Origin of the sequence: Synechococcus sp. R55.8, assembly GCF_047461895.1 — a bacterium.
In the GTDB taxonomy this organism is placed as follows: Bacteria; Cyanobacteriota; Cyanobacteriia; order Thermostichales; family Thermostichaceae; genus Thermostichus.
This window is the reverse complement of sequence record NZ_JANSIB010000075.1, coordinates 1-3,127: the sequence shown is the minus strand read 5'-3', so window position 1 is coordinate 3,127 and position 3,127 is coordinate 1. Positions and strand designations below refer to the sequence as shown.

The 3,127-nt window shown below is 62.5% G+C and carries 2 protein-coding genes; both read right to left on the bottom strand.

Annotated features, from left to right (window positions below):
- Positions 1–80: 80 nt before the first annotated feature.
- On the bottom strand, positions 81–809 hold the full coding sequence (locus NW829_RS08540; protein ID WP_414416874.1) for a DUF2993 domain-containing protein: 729 nt from the start codon (positions 807–809) through the stop codon (positions 81–83).
- A 125-nt stretch (positions 810–934) separates the two neighbouring features.
- The gene (gene bchD, locus NW829_RS08535; protein WP_414416873.1) at positions 935–2,953 is read right to left on the bottom strand and encodes a magnesium chelatase ATPase subunit D; all 2,019 of its coding nucleotides are present in this window, start codon (positions 2,951–2,953) and stop codon (positions 935–937) included.
- Between the last annotated feature and the right edge of the window lie 174 nt (positions 2,954–3,127).

Sequence of the window (3,127 nt, the reverse complement as noted above, 5' to 3'; positions counted from 1 at the left end):
GTCTGTCCGTGTTTCGACCCCAGAGGCTTCTTCTCTTCACTCCTCACCACTATTGAGCGTAGCCGCCCTTCCAAAGGCTGTCAAGCACTTTCCCATTGGGGTTGGCGTGTGGGAAATTGCGCTAGGGTGGCACTGCCGTATAGGATCATCTGCTGGGGCTGCAAGTTCACCCGATCGACCCGCAGCTCAGTGCCTCGCAAGGCGAGCCGATCCAAATCCAGAAGCTCATTCAGGCAGCGTACCAAAGCTTGGCTCAAGGCCAGCTCCTCTTCTGTACCGCTTTCAAACACTGGATCTGTAAAGCGGATGCGACGCCGCTCCAGCACCTCAACTTGGGCGGAAAAACCGACGCGGAAAGCCCTGGCTTCTCCCTGCTGTACGTTTGCCTGGAATTGCAGTCGCCGCGCCGGGGTGATGCTGATATGGACGTGATGGAAGGATAGGGGGCTGCCATCCTGTCCCACCAGGGCCAGCCTGTTCAGCACAAAAGGTGTGTTAAACGATTGCGCCAGATCGTCTTCGCTCAGCACCACGCGCATTGTGGCCTGTACTGGCTGGCGCAGCTTGATCTTCCCCTGCCAAATTTGGCTGAAATCGATGGCCACCGCGTTGCAGAATAGCTCCAGAGCCGAAAGCCTCAGGCCGTTGTACATCTGCAGATGCTGGCCCAACAGTTCAAAGCTGTCGATACGACCCTGCAACAATTTGGCAACAGGCTCCACTCGCACGCGCGCCTCCAGCCGCTCTGCATGCTTAAAGAGGGCACGAATGGCTGCGCCTACCCCTCGGCTAACCCAATCGACAGCCATGGGATTCTGCAGGGAAAGTTGGGGCAGGAGTCCTGTAGCCATGGGAAAAGGTAAAGAGCGCCTACAGGGATCATAACCAACCATTAAGAAAAGTTACAACCTTTGCCAACGGAGAGGCTGTTCTCTCAGGGGTAGGTGCGTCCCTCCTGCATAGCCGAGCGGGCCACGGCTGCGATCCCCTGGTCGGTGGCACGGGGCAGATGAAAGTACCGTCCGCCCGCTAATTCCGCCAGCTCGGCGCTGAAGCCGGTGGTTACAAAGCGGCTTTGGGAGTCGATCAAGAGCAGCTTCAACCCCAGGGCGCGGATGCGCAGGGCGATCTCCCGCAGCTCTTGCTTGAGGTCGATGGGATCCGCTCCCAACTGGCTTTTGCTGTCGCTCCGTCCCAAGGAGCGGCTGAGGGGAATGTTGGCCCGGCCATCGGTGAGAGCCACCAGCATCACCTGACCTACATCGCCAGCGGTGCGGGCATTGACTCCCATGCGCACAGCTTGGGTGAGGGCATGGGCGAGAGGGGATCCCCCGCCGCAGGGCAGAGATTCCAAACGGCGGCGGGCCAGCTCGATGGAGCGGGTGGGGGGGAGCAACACTTCGGCAGTTTCCCCACGAAAGGCGATGAGGGCCACCTTGTCACGGTTTTGGTAAGCCTCGGTGAGCAGGCGCAGGGCCGCTCCTTTGGCCGCTTGCATGCGGTTGAGGGCCATGGAGCCGGAGGCATCCACCACAAAGATCACCAGGGCTCCGGCCTTGCGAACCAGCTTTTTGGCGCGGATATCGCTCGGTTCCACGACGACGGCGCGTCCCGGTTGTCGCTGGCGGCGGCTCTTCTGGTAGGGAGCAGCGGCTCGCAAGGTGGCATCGACGGCAATGCGGGGGTTGGATCCCTGGGGCAGGATGGGCTTGATGTAACGGCCCCGGTCGGCGCTGAACACCAGGCTGCGGGATCCCGTTTTTCCCTGCTGGTTGAGGGACTGGGCAAAGGCCAGCAGGCGCGGGTCCAGGGCCACCTGCTCAGGATCGAAAAAAAACTCCTGCGGCAGGCTGAGGCTTTCCGGCTGGGGATCCGTCTCCTCCTGGTCCTCGCCGGTGTCGTCGGAATTGCTTGGGGAAGGATCGGGCTGTTGGGATTGGGGTGGGGGGGGAGGCGGGGGCTGGTCGGGGTCGTAACGGGCGCGGGGCAGCAGCACCAGCTGCACGGCCTGCTGCAGATCCTCGGCCAGGAGGCGATCCCGCCCCTCCAGCGCCGCCAGGGCACAGGCGGCTCGCAGGGCAAATTGTTCTCCCCGGTGCCCTTGGACGTTGCCGCGGATGGCCTCCTGCACCAGGTAGAGGAGCTGTTCCCGCTGCGGCTTGACCTGGGGCAGCCACTCCCGCGCCAGGAGGATGCGGGTGCGGATTTCCTCCAGTTCCGCCTGGTGCTCGGCCAGGAAGGGCTCGGGAGCATCGACAAATTGCGTTGCCCGTTGGACAATTTCCCCTCGCTCTTCTAGGCTCAGCTCCTGCCCCACCGGCACCACCAGTGCCAGGCGATCCAGCAGGTGGGGGCGCAGGGATCCCTCTTCGGGGTTGTAGGTGGCCACCAAGAGAGGCCGGCAGGGGTGTTGCAGACTCAGCCCCTCCCGTTCCAGGCGGTTGACCCCATCCCCCACCACCGTCAGCAACAAGTTGACGATGGCGTCGTCCAAGAGGTTGATGTCATCCACATAGAGCACGCCCCGGTGGGCGGCAGCCAAGAGCCCTGGCTGGAAGACCGTTTCCCCCTGCCTGATGGAGGCCTCCACATCGACGGATCCCAGCAGCCGATCTTCGGTGACGCCCAGGGGAACCTGGACAAAGGGGGGCGATATCACTTGGGTGGGCGGCACCTCTCCGGCTGGGTAGCGAGCCTTGGCCCAGTCGGACCAGGTATCCGGCTGCGCTGGATCGTCGTTGCAATAGGATCCCGCAATCACCTCGATGGGCGGTAGCAAGGCGTGGATCCCTCTGGCCAAAACCGACTTGGCGGTGCCGCGAGGCCCCACCAGCACCACACCCCTTAGGCTGGGATCCACTGCTGCCAGCAGCAGAGCCAGCTTGGCCGCCTGTTGCCCCACTACAGCGGTGAGGGGAAAGGTACAAGGAGCGGATAGAGTTGCGGATCCCATGGTTGGCGGGTAGGCTTGGCGAGCAACGGTTCAATCGAGCAGATTCGCAGCGGAGCGGGAGCTGTACACCCCAGTCTATCGCTTGAGTGCTCCGCACCGCCTTTGCAACTGAGATTTTCTGGGGAGCATGCCTCTAACCCCCAAAACCCTGAACTTTGCTGAATTTACTGAGCT

What these genes read in the sequence shown, in the direction of transcription:
- NW829_RS08540 (WP_414416874.1), bottom strand. Translation starts at nt 809, where the DNA reads ATGGCTGTCGATTGGGTTAGCCGAGGGGTAGGCGCAGCCATTCGTGCC.
- bchD (WP_414416873.1), bottom strand. Translation starts at nt 2,953, where the DNA reads ATGGGATCCGCAACTCTATCCGCTCCTTGTACCTTTCCCCTCACCGCT.